A 17872-nucleotide genomic window follows, 5' to 3' on the forward strand; every position below is an offset into this window, starting at 1 on the left:
CGCGAAGCGTTTCGGTCTGATATGGCCACCCTCGCTGCCGAGCGCGCAGCGGAGGCAGAGCTGGACAGCCTGCCATGCACCCGCGCCGTGCCCTTGCCGAAATCCGCGCAACCTTGCCCGAAGATGCAATCGTAACGCTGGACACGGGCAATACTTGCCTGCAAGCCGCTGACCGGCTGGCCCATTATGCACCGATGCTACTGATCACACCTTTGGATTTCGGTCTTGTCGGCTTTGGCCTTGCCGCTGCAATTGGAGCCAAGGCAGCCGCACCGGATCGCCCTGTCGTGGCGATTATGGGCGATGGGGCTGTCGGCTATACGATGATCGAGATACAGACCGCCATTCAACACTATCTGCCGATCGCAATCATCGTTCTGGATAACGAAGCTTGGGGGGCTGAAAAAGCTTATCAGCAGGAATTTTACGGAGGCCGTCTGCTTGGAGCCGAAATTCGCTCGCCCCGTTTCGACAAGTTTGCCGAGTTGTGTGGTGGGAAAGGTATATGGGTCGATGGGCCAGGCGGGGTTGGTCCTGCGCTGGAACAAGCAATCGCATCAAATGAAACAACGGTTATTCAAGCCAAAATCGACCCCGGTGCGTTGATGACACTGTGAAAAGATTTGTTCAAATCACCGCGAAATAGCTGATCCTTGCACATGCTGGCGATGAGGATCAGGCGCGGTAGCTGCTCGGGAAAGCGGAGTATCCTGTGCCCGACTTACAACTCTGGCAGTTCGCGCCACTGCGTTTTGCCGCCGGATCGAAGTGCTTTTTGTGACAATAACCAACAGTCGGGATCCTCACCTGAAAGTTCTGGTTTCCAAAAACGGGTTTCGCGGAACGCAGCCCGAAAACGAGGCTCGCACAATCAATGATCACGATGGCGCGTCCTTTTGGTATAGGCGGCGCATAATCATTGGGGTCAAGTACATCGGAATTTGATAGGCTCCGATGAAGGCCATTATCGGGGCAGTGACCTCTGTTGGAAGAGCCACAAAAAAGATCGCGATGTTGCGGTTGCCAGCAATCAATGACACCGCAGTTGCCTGCGCAGTAGGTAGCTTGCCCTGTGTAAAGCGAAACATGACAATCTGTGCGCCAAAGTTGGCCAGACAGGCAAAGGCGATCCAGAATGCAGCCAAAGCTGGGTCCTCCAGCGCCGTCGCGCTGACCGACGGCATCAGGCCGATGACAAATACGGCCAGTGTGAGTGTTCCCATCCCCTCAAGGTTCATCAGCATGGATTGTGAAGGGTTGCGCAAAACCGTGCGCCTTACAAATATAGCTGCGCCAGTTGCGCATAAGATCGTGAGCAACAGTCGCACACCAGCCCATAAGACAGATTGTACGTCGCCCAACTGCGGCATTACGAGAAAGATGGGTAAGGCGGTCAAAGGTAACAGGGCCGTACCGACAACCATCAGTCGCATCGCATGTTCTGGCGCGTGGCCCATCATCAGGCACATATTCGGACTGCCCGAGATGGACGGCGCTGCCGCCATGATCAGAAGCGACAAAAGCACGGGAGTCCCGATCCATCCGCACACGTATCCGAGTGCAACGATGATCATCGGCGTCACCAGCTGAAACCCAACAACCGCAAGCGCAACTTTGTGCAAGTCACTCAGTGATCCCAGAATGGTGCTGGGATCCATCCTCAGCACAGTCACGAACAGCAAAAGCACCACCAAAGGCGGAAGCAAATCCCGCATCGGTTCCGCCAGAGCTGGCAACAGTAGACCTGCCGCCAACCCACAGATCAGAACATAAGGGCCACGACGCGCCGCCAGGTGGAGCGTGTTCAAAATAGCTCTATCCGCCCGGGCTCTGCCGTAAGTTTTCGGGCAACCAAGTTGCAAGGTCGGGGAACCAGATCAGGATGAAGACCATCAGAACCATGATCAGGAACATCGGAATGGCGGCCCGCGCGATATAGCTCATCTCGTGATTGGTCATGCCTTGCATGACGAACAGGTTGAAACCGATCGGGGGCGTGATCTGTGCCATCTCGACGACAACGACGATGAAGATGCCGAACCAGATCAGGTCGATACCCGCATCGCGGATCATGGGTTCGACCACGGCCATGGTCAGCACGACCGAAGAGATACCATCTAGAAAACAGCCCAGAATGATGTAGAAGACCAGCAGCACCATGAGCAATTCGAACCGGGTCAGTTCCCAACCGGCGATCAGATCGGCCAGACCACGCGGCAGGCCGGTAAAGCCCATGGACAGCGAAAGGAACGCAGCGCCCGCAAGAATGAGGGCAATCATCGCACTGGTACGCGTGGCGCCCATCAGGCTATCGGTAAAGGTCTTCCAGGTCAGCGACCCTTGTCCCGCTGCCAACAGCAGCCCGCCGATGACCCCAAAGGCCGCGGCCTCGGTTGCGGTGGCATATCCAAGATACATCGACCCAATCACGACCATGATCAAAAGGATTACAGGCAGCAGGAAACGAGAGTTCTTGATCTTTTCTGAGAAACTCAGTTTGGCTTCGGAATTGGGGCTCCAGTCTTTGCCGAGTTTGGAATAGATCGCCACGTAGCCCATGAACATCCCAGCCAGTACCAGACCGGGAAGAATCCCTGCAAAGAACAGCTTGGTGATGGATTCATTGATCGTCACACCGTAGACGATCAGGGTCAGCGAGGGCGGGATCATCAGCCCAAGTGTGGCGGCCCCGGTCAATGTCCCGATGATCATCCGCTCGGGATAGTTGCGCTTGCGCAGTTCGGGGATCGACATCTTTCCAACAGTTGTCAGCGTGGCTGCTGAAGAGCCCGAGACAGCTGCAAAAACCGTACAACCCACGATATTGGTGTGCACCAATCCGCCGGGCAAAGGGGCCATCCACGGGGACAGGCCCTTGAACATGTCTTCCGATAATCGCGTTCGGTACAGAATCTCGCCCATCCAGATGAACATGGGCAGTGCGGTTAGGGTCCAAGAAGACGACGCCGACCAGATTGTGGTGATCATTACATCCCCGACGGGACGGGTGGTGAAGAGCTCCATTCCGACCCAGGCAACGCCCATCAAAGCCAAGCCGACCCAAACACCGGTGCCCAGCAAGGTGAAGAGAACAAAAAGAAAGAGAATGATGACAGAGAGGTTTTCCATGATTTACTCTCCGTGACTCTGATCGGCCAGATCGCGGACGATGCGGTGTTCGCCCTTGAAAAGCACGTGGATCAAATGATCAGTCAGAGCAATGGCCAGAATGACCGCGCCTAGCAGCATCGCGGATTGTGGGATCCAAAGGGCAGTTCGGTCCTGCCCCTGACTGACATCGTTGAATTTCCAGCTCCAGTAGACAAAGCGATAAGCGTACCAGCAGAAATACCACATGACGGCAGTGGCGATTGCAAAACACCAGACTTCCAATATGCGGCGGACACCATCCGGCACAGCGTTCAACAGGATTGACACGCGAATGTGGCTGCCCCTGTTCAGCGCATTGGCAAAGGCCAGAAAGGAAGCGGCGGCCATGGCATAGCCAGCATAGTCGGGCGCTCCGGGAAAGACCTCACCGGTCCAGCGGGCCAGCATCTGCACGACGATCAAAAGCAGGATCGCAATGAGGCTGAGAGCCGCAAGCACCCCAGCCGCAAGATATATAAAGTCCAGTACGGACCGAAGCCCTCGCAAAACCGCCATGCTGTCCCCGCTGTGTTTTGATTGGATGCGAAAAGGGCGGCTGGATGACCCGCCGCCCAAATCGAAAAGGTTACTGTGACGCGTTGAACGCGTCGACGATTGCTTTGCCTTCGTCACCGGCAGCTTCCAGCCATTCATTGGTCATGGTCACGCCGATCTCTTTCAGCTCATTCGTCATCTGTTCAGAAGCCGGGCCAACGGTCATCCCGCCATCCCGCAAACCCTGCAGGGTGAATCCGGTGTATTCCTTGGCGCGCCAATTGCCCGCGTATTCTGCCAGTTCAGCACAGCCCTTGATGACGTTCTTGTTGGCATCAGATACACCAGACCAGACATCAGAATTGACCATCACATAGTTGCGCGGCAACCAGGCATCGACTTCGTAGAAATAGTTCAGGCTTTCCCAAACCTTGCGGTCATATCCGGTCGATCCCGATGACACCATCGAATCCGCCACACCCGTCGCAAAGGCCTGACTGATTTCCGCGGCTTCAATTGTCACCGGCAGCATCCCCGTCAGCTCGGCCAGTCGCGAGGTCGCATTGTTGTATGAGCGGAACTTGATGCCTTTCATGTCAGCGACCGAGTTTACCTCGTTCTTGAAATACAAGCCCTGAGGCGGCCACGGCACAGCGTAAAGCAGTGTTAGGTTCTGTTCAGCTAATACTTTTTCTATAGATGGCTTGGCGGCCTCCCAAAGCTTGGCGCTGTCGTCGAAAGAGGTCGCGAGGAATGGGATTGAGTCAAACCCGAACAGGGCATTTTCATTTTGGTGGCCAGACAATAGACGCTCACCTATCGGGGCCTGCCCGGTCTGGATCGCGCGTTTGATGTCGGCACCTTTGAAAAGCGAGCCGGACGGGTGCGTCACAATCTCGATCTCACCACCTGTACCGGTGGTCACGCATTTGGCGAATTCCGCGCCTGTGGCCGAGTGGAAGTTCGACGCCGAATAAGCCATCGGCATGTCCCATTTTTCTGCCATGGCCGGTGCGGCTGCAGCTGCAGTCAGAGCTGTCGCTGCCAGAAGGTTTGTCAGTTTTTTCATCGTTTTCTCCCTATTGGATTTTGAAACGCCGATGTTTCTCATCAGCTTGTTCTTATGTTGTGTAGCGTGACGGCGCGTAGACGCTGACATCCGCGTTTGGGGTTCTGCCCGCGATCATTTGGGCCAGAAGGCGTCCGGTTTTTGGCCCGCCTGTCAGGCCGATGTGATGGTGCCCAAAGCCCATATAGGCCCCCTTGATGCCGGGTACGTCGCCAATGATCGGGATCGAGTCAGCCGGGGCGGGCCTGTGCCCCATCCATTCCACTTCCTCCTTCCATGTTATGCCCGGAAAAGCCGCCCGGGCATTCTTGCGCATCAATTCAAACGGCGCGCGAGAGGGCGGTGCATCCAGCCCTCCGAACTCTACAATGCCTGCCAAGCGTAAGCGCCCATCCATGGGTGTTGCAACAAACTTACCTGATGCGACCATGACCGGGCTGCGTGGCATGTCAGAAGGTTCCACCAATTCAAGATGATACCCGCGTTCGCTTTCAAGTGGGACAGATACACCCAATCGCTTCGCTAGAGGTCCCGACCAGACACCTGCCGTCACGATGGCTGTGTCGCATGCAATGGTTTCGCCACCTGCACGAACGCCTGTGACGCTTCCGCCTTCGCGCGTGACGTCTTCGACAGTGGCTTGGATGATCCGACCTCCTTGCGCCTCAACATGTGCAGCTAGGTCTTTGACATATCGCCCCGGATCGGTGATGTGACCATGGTCTGACAGCTTGGCCGCAAACCCGATATCCTGACTGAATACTGGATCGTAATCGTGGAATGCCTTGCCTTCCAACTCTTTCCAAGCAAAGCCATGCTTGCGCCGAATGCCCCAACCAAAGGCATCACCTTCGAAATGGGCGCGGTTTTCATAGAGGAACAGATAGTCGCTTGGGACGATCCATTTCTCAGCGCCAGTTCCGGCGGCCAGCGCCTTGTGGTCGTTCAGGCTGTCGCCCACGATGGGCGTCAAGGCCGCAGCAATCCGTTCCACATCTACGGCGTTTGCGTGGCTTAAGTATTGTCTGAGCCATGGCAACAGCTTTGGTAGGTACCCCCATTTCAGGAACAGCGGCTGAGAGGGGCTTAAAAGCATCTTTGGTGCTTTGCCGAGTAGTCCCGGAACCGTCACAGGTACGATAGAGCATGACGCAAGCACGCCGCCATTGCCGTGTGAGGTTCCTTCGCCCGGTCCGGCCTTGTCGATCAAAATCACGTCGTGACCGTCGCGCTGTAGCCAGACAGCCGCGGATACGCCCACAATTCCAGCCCCGATGATGGCTATGGTTTTCTTCTCGTTCACGCCGCCACCGCCTTTGACACTGCGTAGTGGTTCAGTTTTTCCAAGTCGGGTTTGCCGCCAAGCCCAGGGCCATCCGGCACGCAGACTTGCCCGTTCCTGATCTGGAACGGTTCTTCCAATATGTCCTCTTTCAGGAAATATGACGCCTGATAGAACTCACAGCCCAAAGTGATTTCTGGTGTCGCGGCAATCATGTGCGTGCCGGCCAAATGGGCCAGGCCAGCCTCGAACATGTCGCCGCCATAGGCTGTCAGGCCGTGGGCAGCCGCAATACGCGCAACAGTCTGACCGCGTGTCAGGCCGCCGGATTTCATGATTTTGACGGAAACACCGTCGCAAATCCCTTCGCGGGCTGCACGCTCCATGTCTTCGGGGCCAAACACACTCTCGTCTGCCAGCAATGGCACATCTGTCATTTGGCGCAGCTTGGCCATCATGCCGAAGTGATGAGCGCGCACGGGCTGTTCGATGAAATCGGGTTCGAACCGGGCGACGTCGCGGACCTGTGCCGGTGCATCCTCGATATTAAGCCCTTGGTTATAATCCACGCGCACCGAAAACTCGGGGCAGTTCTGGGCCAGGTATTCCAGCCGCATGATGTCAAAGGCGTGATCCTTGAACCCGGTCTTGAGTTTCACGATACGGACATCATCGTCCTGCAACCGTGCCAACAGGTCGATGTCTTGCGAGAAATCAGGGTTGGCGATGGAACAACTCAGGGGGATTGCGCCCCGACATTTGCCGCCCAACAAAGACCAAACGGGCACGTTGCTGATCCGGCCTGAAAGATCCAGCAGCGCGGTTTCCAGTGCGGCTTTGGCCTCGGTGCAATGTGCCACTGCATAAGCGGCACGCGCCATGATCGCGGATCTGTCGCTGACTTTTGCGCCCAAAACAAGTGGGCGCAGATACCGATCGAGCGCAGCAAAGGTTGCCTCTGGCGTGCCGGTAAAAACTGACCAGGGCGATGCTTCGCCAAACCCTTGCGAGCTGTCCTCGGATGTCAGCCGTAGGATAACAATTTCACAAACGCCTTCGACGGATCCAATGCCGTGATCCCGCCGCGAGGTCACTGGCAGCTTGAGGTGCCATAGGTCATAGCCTGTGATTTTTTGTGACAGATCGCTCATTCGGCCCTCTATAGATGTGCGGAAGCCTGCCTTGACCGGCATATCATTTCAAATACTATATCTTCGACAGTTCATCAGGAAAAATGATACTATACCTATGTCATTGCGCTTTCGTCAGCTTCAAGCCTTTCACGCCATCATGGAAACCGGAACCGTAACGGGAGCGGCATCGGTTCTGGGCATCTCGCAACCCGGCATCAGCAACCTTTTGGCGCAATTGGAGCGCGAGGCGCGATTACCTCTGTTCGAACGCAACAAGGGGCGTCTGTTGCCCACGCCCGAAGCCGAGCTGTTGTACCGCGAGGTCGACACGGTTGTGCGCGGGTTGGATCACGTTGCACAGGCGGTGACAGATTTGCAGAACAAGCATCCGGGTCAGTTACAGGTCGCCGCGCCGCATCTGTTGTCCTTCGGTTTCATGCCGCGTGAGATCGCGCGGTTTGCCGAAAGCCGCCCGAACCTGTCCGTTAGCTTTCAGTCGCAATATTCGTCGAAGATTCAGGAATGGGTAACGTCTGGCTTGTTTGAGATCGGCATTGTCGAGATGCCGATCCTGCACGACACGTTGAATTATCAGGTGTTTGAATTTGAAACGCTTGCGACCTTTCCCCAAGACAGCCCGTTGGCGGCGTATGACGTTCTGACACCGGAAACACTGGAGAATGAGCCTTTTATTGTGATGGGGCCGGAACACCAGACGCACCGAAAAACTCGAGACATCTTTCAGCGTGCTGGACGCATATGGCGCACACAGATTCACACGCACTTGTCTGAAAACCTGCTGAGCTTCGTGAAGCAAGGCATGGGGGTCGCGATGATCGACCCCTTTACCGTTACCTTTGATGAAGAGAGCGGATATCAGACCCGCCCTTTCAAGCCAGCGGTCATGCTGGAGCTTGCAATCATCACAGCAAAAGGTCGCCCTTTATCTAGTATCGCTCAGGAGTTTCTGGACCAACTGATCCCGTCAATCGCCACTTACGCGACCCATTCCGAGACCGGGGCGGCCGCATCGTGAAGCTGTTGGGAATGGATGTCGACCAGCGTGGGGCCGTCATGTGCAATAGCCTGTTTCAGGATTTTAGGCAGGTCTTCGGGGTCTTTGACCGTCCATGATTTCACGCCAAAGGCTGACGCGACTGCGGCATGATCTGTGCGGTTGAAGTCAACGTTGTAGAATCTTTGACCAAAGCCCGCATCCTGACCCGCTTTGATCCAGCCGAAGACCGCGTTTGAGAAGACAATCGATGTGATGGGCATTTTGTGCCGTACCATCGTTTCGAACTCCCCACATGTGAAGCCGAACGAGCCATCGCCCATAACGGCCAGGGTCTTTACCGACGGACGCCCGACATGTGCCCCCATTGCTGCACCTAATGAATAGCCCAAAGCGCCATGGGCTCGGTTGGTGATGAACTGCCGTCCCGATGTCCGCCACCGGTAATGCGCGCTGAAATAGGGGCATGGGGTGCCGGGGTCAGCCACAACAATTGCGTCGTCATCCAGAATATCCATCAACGCAGCCATGACAGCTTCGGGACGGATCGGCATTTCACGACTTGCGGCCAGTGGCGCGAAAGCAGCCAGCTTGGCATCCCACGCGGCGCGGGCTTTATCCGCCCCGCCTTGTGCATTTAGGTCTTGCCGATCTTCTAATGCGCGGGCCAGAGCCTCGAGCGCCAGTCGGGCATCAGCGCAAATAGCCACTTCTGTCTGGTAGTTTGCACCAATCACCATGGGATCGCTGTCGATGTGAATGATCGTGGCATCACGCCCTGGGCTTCTCCACCTTTCGGTTGTGACCGAGCCGGCGCGGCAGCCAATGAACAGGACAACATCCGCCTGATCCACGACAGCACGTGTCGCGGGCACACCTCCGTTAGACCCGACAACGCCCAAAGCCAGCAGGTCGGTTTCGGCGATGGAACCCTGGCCGGAAACGGTTGTGGCAACGGGCATGTCCAACAAATTTGCGACCTGTCGCAATGCTTCGGTTGCGCCTGACAGAACTGGCCCGCCGCCGCAGACCGCAACAGCGGATTTGGCCCGTGCGAGAATATCCGCCGCCGCCTCTATCGCCTCCATGTCCGGAGAAGCGCGTTCGGCAGGATAGCTGCGATGCCTATCATCCGCCCAGATTTCGGCCTCGTCCACTTGTGCTTTTTGCGTGTCGAAGGGCAAAGCCAGATGCGTGGCACCTGGCGTGCCAGTCGTCATTGCTCGAAATGCCGCCCGCACCATGGCCGGAAGCCGCGCGGCGTCGTCCAGCGAGGTATTCCACTTGGCTAGGGGCTTGAACAGTGCAGGCTGATCCAGTTCGGTCAATGGGTATTTGCCCCGGCTGCTTGTCGCGACGTCCGAGGTGATTGCCAGTATCGGAACGGAACTTTCATTGGCTTCGACAACGCCGGGCAGGATGTAAGTTGCACCTCCGCCCGAGGGACCTTCGCAGACACCGGGCTTTCCTGTCACACGCGCGTAACCATCCGCCATATAGGCTGCGTGCCGTTCATCCCGTGTCAGAATGTGCTGAATACCGTGATCCATGCGCGCCAGAGCGTCATAGAACGGCAAGGTGGTATCGCCGCACAGGCCGAACATGTGCTTCACGCCGTGCGCCTCGAGCATAAGCACCATAGCCTCTGCCCCGGTCAGATAATTCGTCCCTGTCATGATCTACGAGCCTCTCGATTCCACGCTGTACGCAGATCTGTATACAAGTTTGTATATTGATTTCAAGCGCTGCCTATGGCACCTGTGGCAAACAAGAGGAAGGGCAGGTTAATGGCGGGTCCAAGGGTCGACGACATCTATGATCAGGTTAAGGCGATGGCGGTCTCGTTCCGTCTGCGCCCGGGAGATCGCCTGAACGAAGTTGCCTTGTCCAAGGACCTGGGCGTCAGCCGGACCCCTTTACGAGAGGCATTGAACCGGTTGGTTGCAGAACGGTTGTTTGATTTTCGCCCGGGGCAAGGGTTTTTTTGTCGTCCGTTGGATGCGCAAAGCGTGTTTGACCTGTTTGAACTGCGCCAGATTATCGAAACTGCCGCCGCGCGTGCGGCGTGTTCCAAGGCCTCTGACAAAGACCTGCAGAATCTGCGGGATGAGCTTTACTCAACGGGCATCGATATCACCGGCCTGACCGTCGAAGAAGCAGTCAGCCGGGATGAGGCGTTTCATCTTGGGATAGCCAAACTGTCGGGCAATATGGAACTTTTGCAAACTCTGATGCGGATCAATGAGCGCATTCGCTATATCCGTTGGATTTCCATGAGTATGGACCGGGTGCAACGTTCAAAAGACGAGCATAAGCAAGTTATGCAGGCGTTGATGGAACGGGATGCGGAAGAGGCCGCGCATGTTCTGGGTGCTCATATCACCAAGCGCATGGATCAGGTGCAGGACGCTGTGCGTCACGGGATTAGCAGCATTTACATGGAAGGGTCAGAAGAAATCTCGGCTCGAATTATTGAGGAGGTCGAGGGATGATCGCGCAGGGCGGAAAATCCATCTACGGCGCATCGGTTGGTATTCTGATGCTGGATGCCCAATTCCCCAGAATCCCAGGTGACATGGGCAACGCGCTGACCTGGCCGTTTCCGGTGCTCTATCGCATAGTCCGTGATGCCTCGCCGGATCGGGTGGTTCGGCACCGGGCCGAGGGGATGCTGGATCTGTTCATCGACGCGGCGCAGGATCTGGTAAGGGATGGTGTGGATGGCATAACCACCAATTGCGGTTTCCTGTCCCTGTTCCAGAAAGAACTGGCCCAAGCCGTCCCGGTTCCGGTGGCCACATCGTCCTTGATGCAGGTCGAGATGGTGAATCGCATTCTGCCTGCGGGTAAGCGCGCAGGGGTTTTGACCATTTCAGCCTCCACCCTAACGAAAGATCATCTGCGGGCGGCCAACGTGCCGTTGGATACCCCGATTGGCACAACCGAAGGCGGGCAGGAGTTCACCCGTGCGATCCTTGGAAATGAGCTAAGGCTGGATGTTCAGAAAGCGCGTGAAGATAATGTTCAGGCGGCGCATACCTTGGTTGCGGACAACCCTGACTTGGGTGCAATCGTGCTGGAATGCACAAATATGTGCCCCTATGCACGCGATATCCAACAGGCTACTGGGTTGCCCGTGTTTTCCATCGTCTCTTTTATTCAATGGTTTCAGGCCGGTCTGGTTCCGCGGACATATTGATCGAAAATTGGTGCGCGAAGCACTTTGCTCAGTCATGTCAAAATAGAAAACGCCCGATCCTGAAGGCCGGGCGCTAAAGTGCTGGTTATGTCTGAAAATGGATCAGAGACCCCATTTTTCGCGGTTAGCTTCGAAGAAGCCTTGCGCTTTTTTCACTTCGATCCAGTTGTTCACGTAGTTGATCCAGACCTGATCGCCTTGCGGCAGGATCATCGCGATAGGCGATGGCGACCGGGGACCCGCATTCTTGACACGGACCACAGGGAACTTCGCCTCAAGTGTTGAGCCTTCGATGTTCGATGTGATGAACACATCCGCGCGTCCGGCGATCACTTCCTGAAAACCGCGGGCCGGGGCCTCCACGACTTTGATCTCAGCGTTCGGGAACCATTCACGCACGCGCTTTTCAAACGTGGTGCCCAGAGTTGTGGCGACCGTCACGCCCGGTTGGTTGATTGAATCATAGCCGTCGAATTTGTCCGCCTTATCCTTGATCGTGTACGGGAACAACTCCACAGCAATATAGCTATCCGAGAAACCGGCGACCTTCATGCGCGGCGGAGAGATCGAGGCCGAACCGGTCAGGTGGTACTTGCCCGCCACCACACCGTTGACCAGCGTTTTCCAATCGGTCGGCACATATTCGACCTCAACCCCCAGATCGGCGGCCAGTTCGTTCATGATGTCGATGTCATAGCCTTTGTAGCTGTTGGTGGCCGGATCGCGCAGCGACATGGGGTTCCAGTCACCGGTGGTGCCCACTTTAAGCACGCCGGAATCCAGAATCTCGTTCAGTGCGGATTGCGCCTGTGCGGCACCTGACAATACCAGACCCAGCGCGGCTGCTGCCGCTGCTTTCAAAAAAGTGTTCATCGCTTTCTCCCGTTGGTGATGTTTATGTCTTGCCGCCGTGTTCATCATTGATTTAACCCGAAAGAGAAAGATAACCTCAAGAAAATATTACAACTTGACCAAAACAGGGGCAGACCAGCTATGCCAGACGCCGCAATTGAACTTGTGGGCGTGAACAAGTGGTTCGACACGTTTCACGTACTCAAGGATATAAACCTGACGGTCAACAGCGGCGAGAAGGTGGTGATATGCGGGCCCTCGGGGTCAGGTAAGTCAACCGTCGTTCGGTGTATCAACCAGTTGGAAAAACACCAGAAAGGAACCATCCGCGTGGATGGGATCGAACTGACGGATGACGCAAAATCTGCGGCGACTATCCGGTCCGAGGTTGGAATGGTGTTTCAACAGTTTAACCTGTTTCCGCATCTGACCGTGTTGGAAAACCTGACTCTGGGCCCGATCAAAGCGCGGGGTCTGAGCCGTAAAGAGGCCGAGGAAAAGGCACGTCTCTATCTGGAGCGCGTACACATTCCTGATCAGGCGGACAAAAAACCCATTCAGTTGTCCGGTGGCCAACAACAACGCGTTGCCATTGCGCGGTCCCTGTGCATGGAGCCGCGTGTTCTGTTGTTTGATGAGCCGACCTCGGCGTTGGATCCCGAGATGATCTCGGAAGTGCTGGATGTCATGGTCGAGTTGGCGAACGAGGGCATGACTATGGTGGTTGTGACCCATGAGATGGGGTTTGCGCGCAAGGTGGCCGACAAGATGATCTTCATGGACGCGGGTGAAATCGTCGAAGAAGGCAAGCCCGAACATTTCTTCACCAACCCGCAATCCGAGCGGTGTCGTAAATTCCTGTCGCAAATTCTGCAGCACTGAGAGGGGCTATGAAAAAACTTCTTCTGATAGTGCCCTTGCTGTTGCTTGCGGGTTGTTCCTCGTCCCAGACTTGGGGCTGGTATGTGATTGACCCCACCACGGCATCGGGCTGGACCAACGTAAAATTCCTTGTCTCGGGCATGTGGGCGACGATCCAGATATCGCTGATCGCGGCGGTTCTGTCGATTGTCGTGGGCCTGATGGTGGCATTGCCGGGGCTGTCCGAGAAACGCGGTTGGCGTTTGGTCAACCGGGTCTATGTGGAATTCATCCGCGCCATTCCACTGCTGCCGATGCTGTTTTGGGTTTTTTATGGATTGCCTATCGTGTTCCAGTCGATGGGAATGAACGTCCCTATCGATCCATTCTGGGGTGCAATCATTACCCTTGCGATTTCAGACAGCGCATTCACGGCCGAGATCTATCGCGCGGGTATTCAATCCATCGCGCGCGGTCAGCGTGAAGCGGCGCAAACCATCGGTTTGAACTACGTGCAGACCATGCGTTACGTGATCCTTCCTCAGGCGATCCGGCGTATTCTACCGCCGCTGGCCAACCAGTTCATCTACATCGTCAAGATGAGCGCCTTCGCCAGCGTCATCGGGATGCAGGAATTGACTCGCCGCGCGAATGAATTGGTGGTGACGGAATACCGCCCGCTCGAAATCTATACGCTGTTGATCTTTGAATACTTGATCCTCGTGCTGATCATCAGTGCAGGTGTGCGCTGGTTGGAACGCCGCATGGGCGCAGACGAGCGCGGATAAGGAGTAAAGACATGAACTGGAAAGACTTCATGGCCGAGACCGAGGCCAATATAGGGACTTTCTCAAAGGAAGTTCCCGAAACTGTTCGGGGTTTTGGTATCATGGGTAAGGCAGCCAAGACCGATGGCGCACTGAGCGAAAAGACCAAAGAGTTCATGGCCCTGGGCATTGCCATCGCCACCCGGTGCGACAGTTGCATCGGGTTTCATGTGCGCTCTCTGGTTCGTCTGGGGGCCACGCGCGCAGAAATGTGCGAGGCTTTGGCCATGGCGACCTATATGGGGGGCGGGCCGTCGTATGCGTATAGTGCCAAGGCGCTCAAAGCTTATGATGTGTTTTCCGAATGACATCTAAATGCAATGTCCGGCAATACCTGCCGTATCGCGCTTAAAGGTGGGTCACTCGGCTGCAGTCTGATCGCTGTGCCCAGGGTTCAAAATGTTCTCTTCCGCAGTTTTGCGGATGATCGCGCCGATCTTGAGCAGGTTTTCACTCAGCGGGTTGGTCTTTCGCCAAACTAGCCCAATTGTTCGCGCCGGCGGGGTGTCCTGGAACCGGGCAATAGAGACATCAGCGGAACGGGTTTCCAACCCAACGGCCATCTCGGGGATCAGAGTGACACCAATTCCTGCCCCAACCATCTGTACAAGGGTCGAAAGCGAGCTGCCCTCCATAACCTGTTGCGGTTCGATATTGCGGATTGAACAAAAAGACAGAGCCTGGTCACGGAAACAGTGGCCTTCTTCAAGCAGCAATAGCCGCATTGTTCTGAGCTGCGATGAACTTGGCATGGGCAGGCTGGCATCTCGCGCCGGGCGGACCAGCAAAAAATCTTCGTTGAATAGCGAGAACTCTCGAAGACTGGGTTCCGACACCGGCAGGGCAACGACCCCGACATCCAGTCGCGAGTCCAGTATTTCGCGGATCACGGATTCGGTGATGGTCTCTTTGGGCTCAATCGTCAGCTGCGGAAATCGCTGCGACATGGCCTTGATAATCGAGGGCAGAAGATAAGGCGCAACTGTGGGAATTACACCGATCCTTAATCGGCCTGACAGCGGGCCGGACGGGGATTGCACCAGCTTACCCAAGTCCTCGACTCGGGTCAGAATTTCACGGCTGTGCTTCAACACGTCTTCACCCAAGGCAGTCAAGCGGGTTTCACGCGCCGCACGTTCGACCAATGGGCCGCCCATGATGGCCTCTAGCTCTTTGATTTGAATGGAAAGCGCTGGCTGCGAAATTGCACTGGCCGCTGCGGCTTTGCCGAAGTGACCATGGGTGGCAAGGGCCTCGAAATAACGCAGGTGCTTGAGTGTTAGTGCTTTCATAGGAAAAACTAATCACAATGATAGAAAATACAAATTTCCATTTATCGCTTGGGTCGGGTACGAGTCAAGGCATCTGAACCCCTAGGTAAATACTCAGGAGATTTACAATGGACGGTAACCCTCACAATCATCAAACCGGCGGCTGCCCTGTCATGCATGGCGGGAACACAGGTACAGGCAATTCAGTCACCAAATGGTGGCCGGATGCGCTGAACCTAGACATTCTGAGCCAGCACAACACGCGCACCAACCCGATGGATGCGGATTACAACCACCGTGAAGCGGTCAAAGGTCTGGATTTCAAAGCCGTCCGTGCCGATGTCGAGGCGCTGCTGACAGACAGTCAAGACTGGTGGCCGGCGGACTGGGGCCACTATGGCGGCCTGATGATCCGTCTGGCGTGGCACTCGGCCGGCTCCTATCGGCTGGGTGACGGTCGCGGCGGCGCAGGGTCGGGCAACATCCGGTTTGCTCCGCTCAACTCGTGGCCGGACAATGCCAGCCTGGACAAAGCCCGCCGTCTGCTGTGGCCGGTGAAAAAGAAATACGGCAACGCGCTGTCCTGGGCTGACCTGATCGTCCTGTCGGGCACTGTTGCGTATGAATCGATGGGCCTGAAGACCTTTGGATTTGGATTTGGTCGCGAAGATATCTGGGGCCCGGAAAAAGACGTGTACTGGGGTTCGGAAAACCAGTGGCTCGCCCCGTCCGAGAGCCGCTATGGCGATCTGGAAACACCCGGCACGTTGGAAAACCCGCTGGGCGCGGTGCACATGGGTCTGATCTATGTGAACCCCGAAGGTGTAAACGGCAATCCGGACCCTGCGCGGACCGCTTTGCATATCCGTGAAACCTTTGCCCGTATGGCTATGGATGACGAAGAGACCGCAGCGCTGACCTGCGGCGGTCACACGGTTGGTAAGGCACACGGCGCTATGGCGGGCGACAATATCGGTTCCGAGCCCGAAGCCTGCCCTGTGTCTGGCCAGGGCCTTGGTTGGGACAACCCGGATCAGAACGGTAAGGCGACCAACGCGTTCACTTCAGGCATTGAGGGCGCGTGGACGAAAGAGCCGCTGAAGTTCGACATGGGTTATTTCGATTATCTGTTCGGCTACGAATGGGAGCTGGGCAAATCCCCTGCCGGTGCCCATCAGTGGCAGCCCGTCGACATGCCGGAAGATGAAAAACCGATCGATCCGACCGACCCGTCTGTCCGCCGGATGCCGATGATGACAGATGCGGATATGGCGATGAAGGTTGATCCGGCATACAACGCCATCTGTCAGAAATTCATGGCCGATCCGGACTATTTCGCGGACACCTTCGCCCGTGCCTGGTTCAAACTGACCCACCGCGACATGGGTCCACGCGTCAACTATTACGGTCCGGACGTCCCTGCAGAAGATCTGATCTGGCAGGATCCAATCCCGGTCGGTTCGGCTGATTATGACGTAGAAGCCGTCAAGGCAAAGATCGCAGACAGTGGCCTGACAGCGATCGAGATGATCAACACCGCCTGGGACAGTGCACGTACCTTCCGAGGCTCGGACAAACGCGGTGGCGCAAATGGTGCGCGCATCCGTCTGGCACCACAGAAAGACTGGGCGGGCAACGAGCCTGAGCGTCTGGCAAAAGTCCTGGGTGTGCTGGAGCCGATTGCCGCTGAAATCGGAGCGTCGGTCGCTGACGTGATCGTTCTGGCAGGTAATGTCGGTCTGGAACAGTCGATCAAGGCAGCAGGCTTTGATGTGGCGGTTCCCTTCTCGGCTGGTCGCGGTGACGCGACGGACGAACAGACCGACGCAGACAGCTTCTCGGTGCTTGAACCACTGGCTGACGGGTTCCGCAACTGGCAGTTGAAGGAATACGCCGTGTCGCCAGAGGCGATGATGCTGGACCGCGCGCAATTGCTGGGTCTGACGGCATCTGAGATGACCGTTCTGGTCGGCGGCCTGCGAGTTCTGGGTGCTAACCATGGCGGATCGGCGCATGGTGTCTTTACGGACCGTGTGGGCCAGTTGACCACTGACTTCTTCGTCAACCTGACGGATATGTCGCTCAGCTGGCATCCGGTTGAAGGCGGTACTTATGAGCTGCGCGACCGCGCGTCTGGTGAGGTCAAGTTCACGGCCACCAGCGCGGATTTGGTCTTTGGCTCGAACTCGATCCTGCGCGGTTATGCCGAGGTTTATGCTCAGGACGACAACGCCGAAAAGTTCGCGCGCGACTTCGTGGCAGCATGGACCAAGATCATGAATAACGACCGCTTTGATCTGGTTACGTAAGTTATGAAGAGTCCAGGCGAGGGTAGCCTCGCCTGGATTACTTTTTCGAGGCCACGCAGTAGGCCTTATTTCTCATATGTATTGAAATACCGATGGTCTGCGTCAGGGCCAATGGGCCCTTTGGGCGTAGCGTACGTACGTGGCGTTGATCAGCGCAAGACTGCGACAGTTACCGAAGACGATTGGGTCCGCCTTCCGATTTCGGAACAACAGACCATCGTCAACGGGCTTTATGACAAGATCGAGCGGTACCGCCGGTATAACGAATCCACCGATCAATGGGTTGACTACCTTGGCGCGGGTCCACAGGCCGGCAATCTACTTTATCTAATGTTGTTGGATGATCTGCCGTAATCCCAGTCATTGGTCGCCCGGCAAATAGGTTCCCCAAGGAAAGCTAAAGTCGCGG

The 17872-nt window shown here is 56.2% G+C and carries 18 protein-coding genes; 9 read left to right on the forward strand and 9 right to left on the reverse strand.

Features of this window, described 5'->3' with window-relative positions; genetic code table 11:
- Positions 1–74: 74 nt before the first annotated feature.
- A complete protein-coding gene (locus GOV85_RS21565) occupies positions 75–617 on the forward strand; it encodes a thiamine pyrophosphate-dependent enzyme (RefSeq protein WP_254442968.1) in 543 nt (180 codons plus the stop codon).
- A gap of 261 nt (positions 618–878) precedes the next feature.
- Here GOV85_RS21565 and GOV85_RS07755 read toward each other — a convergent pair whose 3' ends face one another.
- The 6 genes from GOV85_RS07755 to GOV85_RS07780 all read right to left on the reverse strand — a co-directional run bounded on the left by GOV85_RS07755 (position 879) and on the right by GOV85_RS07780 (position 7147).
- The gene (locus GOV85_RS07755) at positions 879–1808 is read right to left on the reverse strand and encodes a hypothetical protein (protein ID WP_171176686.1); all 930 of its coding nucleotides are present in this window, start codon (positions 1806–1808) and stop codon (positions 879–881) included.
- A 7-nt stretch (positions 1809–1815) separates the two neighbouring features.
- Entirely contained in the window at positions 1816–3129 is a 1314-nt protein-coding gene (locus tag GOV85_RS07760) for a TRAP transporter large permease (protein ID WP_171176688.1), read from the reverse strand.
- A gap of 3 nt (positions 3130–3132) precedes the next feature.
- Entirely contained in the window at positions 3133–3666 is a 534-nt protein-coding gene (locus GOV85_RS07765; RefSeq protein WP_171176690.1) for a TRAP transporter small permease, read from the reverse strand.
- Between the two features lie 70 nt (positions 3667–3736).
- A complete protein-coding gene (locus GOV85_RS07770) occupies positions 3737–4714 on the reverse strand; it encodes a TRAP transporter substrate-binding protein (protein WP_171095086.1) in 978 nt (325 codons plus the stop codon).
- Between the two features lie 52 nt (positions 4715–4766).
- Positions 4767–6017, reverse strand: a complete 1251-nt coding sequence (locus GOV85_RS07775; protein WP_171176693.1) for an FAD-binding oxidoreductase — start codon at positions 6015–6017, stop codon at positions 4767–4769.
- The gene (locus tag GOV85_RS07780; protein WP_171176695.1) at positions 6014–7147 is read right to left on the reverse strand and encodes an enolase C-terminal domain-like protein; all 1134 of its coding nucleotides are present in this window, start codon (positions 7145–7147) and stop codon (positions 6014–6016) included. Before GOV85_RS07780 ends, GOV85_RS07775 begins: the two co-directional genes overlap by 4 nt.
- 97 nt (positions 7148–7244) lie before the next feature.
- Here GOV85_RS07780 and GOV85_RS07785 point away from each other — a divergent pair, with 97 nt between their 5' ends.
- Entirely contained in the window at positions 7245–8165 is a 921-nt protein-coding gene (locus GOV85_RS07785; protein WP_171176697.1) for a LysR family transcriptional regulator, read from the forward strand.
- On the opposite strand, the gene GOV85_RS07790 is transcribed toward GOV85_RS07785, so the two are convergent.
- Complete coding sequence (locus GOV85_RS07790) at positions 8126–9820, reverse strand: thiamine pyrophosphate-binding protein (protein WP_171176700.1); 1695 nt, start codon at positions 9818–9820, stop codon at positions 8126–8128. The two genes, GOV85_RS07785 and GOV85_RS07790, sit on opposite strands and share 40 nt — an antisense overlap.
- 111 nt (positions 9821–9931) lie before the next feature.
- On the opposite strand from GOV85_RS07790, the gene GOV85_RS07795 reads away from it, so the two are divergent.
- Together GOV85_RS07795 and GOV85_RS07800 are read left to right on the forward strand one after the other, a co-directional pair.
- A complete protein-coding gene (locus GOV85_RS07795) occupies positions 9932–10636 on the forward strand; it encodes a GntR family transcriptional regulator (protein ID WP_171176702.1) in 705 nt (234 codons plus the stop codon).
- Positions 10633–11343, forward strand: coding sequence for an aspartate/glutamate racemase family protein (locus GOV85_RS07800; RefSeq protein WP_171176704.1), 711 nt, complete (start codon positions 10633–10635; stop codon positions 11341–11343). The genes GOV85_RS07795 and GOV85_RS07800 overlap by 4 nt, the downstream gene beginning before the upstream one ends.
- Before the next feature lie 102 nt (positions 11344–11445).
- Here the strand turns inward: GOV85_RS07800 and GOV85_RS07805 are convergent, their stop codons facing one another.
- Entirely contained in the window at positions 11446–12216 is a 771-nt protein-coding gene (locus tag GOV85_RS07805) for a transporter substrate-binding domain-containing protein (protein WP_171176706.1), read from the reverse strand.
- A gap of 120 nt (positions 12217–12336) precedes the next feature.
- On the opposite strand from GOV85_RS07805, the gene GOV85_RS07810 reads away from it, so the two are divergent.
- Genes GOV85_RS07810 through GOV85_RS07820 form a run of 3 tightly spaced genes read left to right on the forward strand, consistent with a single transcriptional unit; the run spans position 12337 to position 14191 of the window.
- Positions 12337–13077 carry an amino acid ABC transporter ATP-binding protein gene (locus GOV85_RS07810; protein WP_171176708.1) on the forward strand — a complete coding sequence of 247 codons (741 nt, stop codon included), beginning with the start codon at positions 12337–12339 and terminating at the stop codon, positions 13075–13077.
- 8 nt (positions 13078–13085) lie between these two features.
- Positions 13086–13844, forward strand: coding sequence for an amino acid ABC transporter permease (locus GOV85_RS07815; protein ID WP_171176710.1), 759 nt, complete (start codon positions 13086–13088; stop codon positions 13842–13844).
- Positions 13845–13855: 11 nt separating this feature from the next.
- A complete protein-coding gene (locus GOV85_RS07820; protein WP_171176712.1) occupies positions 13856–14191 on the forward strand; it encodes a carboxymuconolactone decarboxylase family protein in 336 nt (111 codons plus the stop codon).
- Between the two features lie 51 nt (positions 14192–14242).
- Here the strand turns inward: GOV85_RS07820 and GOV85_RS07825 are convergent, their stop codons facing one another.
- On the reverse strand, positions 14243–15175 hold the full coding sequence (locus GOV85_RS07825) for a hydrogen peroxide-inducible genes activator (RefSeq protein WP_171176714.1): 933 nt from the start codon (positions 15173–15175) through the stop codon (positions 14243–14245).
- 107 nt (positions 15176–15282) lie between these two features.
- On the opposite strand from GOV85_RS07825, the gene katG reads away from it, so the two are divergent.
- On the forward strand, positions 15283–17463 hold the full coding sequence (gene katG / locus GOV85_RS07830) for a catalase/peroxidase HPI (RefSeq protein ID WP_171176715.1): 2181 nt from the start codon (positions 15283–15285) through the stop codon (positions 17461–17463).
- A gap of 111 nt (positions 17464–17574) precedes the next feature.
- Complete coding sequence (locus GOV85_RS07835; protein WP_254442969.1) at positions 17575–17817, forward strand: hypothetical protein; 243 nt, start codon at positions 17575–17577, stop codon at positions 17815–17817.
- Positions 17818–17872: the final 55 nt, after the last annotated feature.

The organism is Ruegeria sp. HKCCA4633, from assembly GCF_013034605.1.
In the GTDB taxonomy this organism is placed as follows: Bacteria; Pseudomonadota; Alphaproteobacteria; order Rhodobacterales; family Rhodobacteraceae; genus Ruegeria.